This window comes from Hymenobacter sp. ISL-91, from assembly GCF_018613725.1.
Taxonomy (GTDB): Bacteria; Bacteroidota; Bacteroidia; order Cytophagales; family Hymenobacteraceae; genus Hymenobacter.
Map to the genome: position 1 here is coordinate 19,413 of NZ_JAGGPS010000011.1, position 1,602 is coordinate 21,014.

Here is a 1,602-nt window from a genome sequence, read left to right on the forward strand (position 1 = left end):
AGCGTGTAAATCCGCCCCGTTGGAACAAGAACCCCTACAACGGCAACATCGCCGGGCAGCGCTGGCGGGCGGCCAGCGACGGGGTGGAGCGGGCCTACGGCTACCGCTACGACAAGCTCAACCGCCTCTTGCAGGGCGATTACGTGGCCCGGGCCACGCCGGCCGCCGGCTGGGGGGCGGAGCGGGGTAACTACCGCTTCTACGCCGCCTCGTATGACGCGGGCGGCAACCTGCTCACGCTGCGCCGCCGCGGGCTGGTGGCCACGGCCAGCCGCACGGTGGCCGCCCAGTTTGCCGAGACCGACAACCTGCGCTACCGCTACGCCTCTTCCGTGGGCAGTAGCGCCGAGCCGAGCAGCAACCGGCTGCTGCGAGTCGACGATTTGGCCCCCGCCGCCACGGCCTTCGGGGCGAAGCTGCCCGAGCGGCCTGACTTCACGGACGGGGCCACGGGTGGCAGCCAGCAGCCCGACTACACATACGATGCGGCGGGCAGCCTAACGAGCGACCTCAACAAGGGCATCCGCCTGATTCGTTACAACCACCTGCAACTGCCCGAGCGCCTGGAGTGGACTAGGTGTATAGTCCCAGAGAGAGATGGTGTATTTTCCGGGCTGGAATTTCGCACGAACTTATGGGACAAGTACTCCACGGCAGCGCCCGCACAACTGCGGCAATACGGGCCGCTATCCAACGTAGTCAGGAAAGCCTACAAACGTTAGCCGCTCGCCACGGCATCAACCCCAAGACAGTCGCCAAGTGGCGCAAACGCACCACGACAACGGATGCTGCAATGGGGCCGACACCGGTTTCCACCGTGCTCACGCTCGCGCAGGAGGCCATCATCGTGGCTTTTAGAAAGCACACCTTGCTGCCGCTCGATGATTGTCTTTATGCTTTGCAGGCCACCATTCCCCACCTCTCACGCTCGGCGCTGCACCGCTGTCTGCAACGGCATGGTATCAGCCGCTTGCCGCTAAGCGAAGAGGGCCAAAGCCCGCCGAAAAAGAAATTCAAGGACTACCCTATCGGCTATCTGCACGTCGATTTTGCCGAAGTGCACACCGAGGAAGGCAAACAGTACCTGTTTGTGGCCATCGACCGCACCAGTAAGGTCGCCTTTGCCGAACTCCATTCGCGCGCGAAGCGGGTGGTAGCAGCAGAATTCCTACGGCGCGTGCTCGACAAACTGCCTTACAAAGTACACAAGGTATTGACCGATAACGGCGTCCAGTTCACGGCGCAGCCGCATCAAGTACTACCAGGCGGGCACAGTTTTGACCGCGTTTGCCGCGAATATGGCGTCGAGCATCGCCTGACCAAGCCCGCTCATCCCTGGACCAATGGCCAGGTCGAGCGGATGAATCGCACGCTGAAAGAGGCCACTGTCCAGCGCTTTCACTATCAGACGACGCAAGAACTTAATGAACACCTACAAGCCTTTTTGCTGGCTTACAACCACGCCAAACGGCTCAAGACCTTGCGCGGCCTCACGCCACATGAATTTGTGTGTGCCGAGTGGCAGAAAAACTCCGTTAACTTCACCCAGGACCCGACCCACCTCACGCTGGGACTATACAACTAGGAACTGTTCTCAATTAA

1 protein-coding gene and 1 pseudogene are annotated in these 1,602 nt (G+C 61.0%); both read left to right on the forward strand.

What is annotated here, in order from left to right:
- Nucleotides 1–722, forward strand: a pseudogene (locus tag J7E24_RS06365) (hypothetical protein); the annotation flags it as partial.
- Complete coding sequence (locus J7E24_RS06370; protein ID WP_215136304.1) at nt 635–1,585, forward strand: IS481 family transposase; 951 nt, start codon at nt 635–637, stop codon at nt 1,583–1,585. The pseudogene J7E24_RS06365 and the gene J7E24_RS06370, both read left to right, overlap by 88 nt.
- The last annotated feature ends 17 nt before the right edge of the window (nt 1,586–1,602 follow it).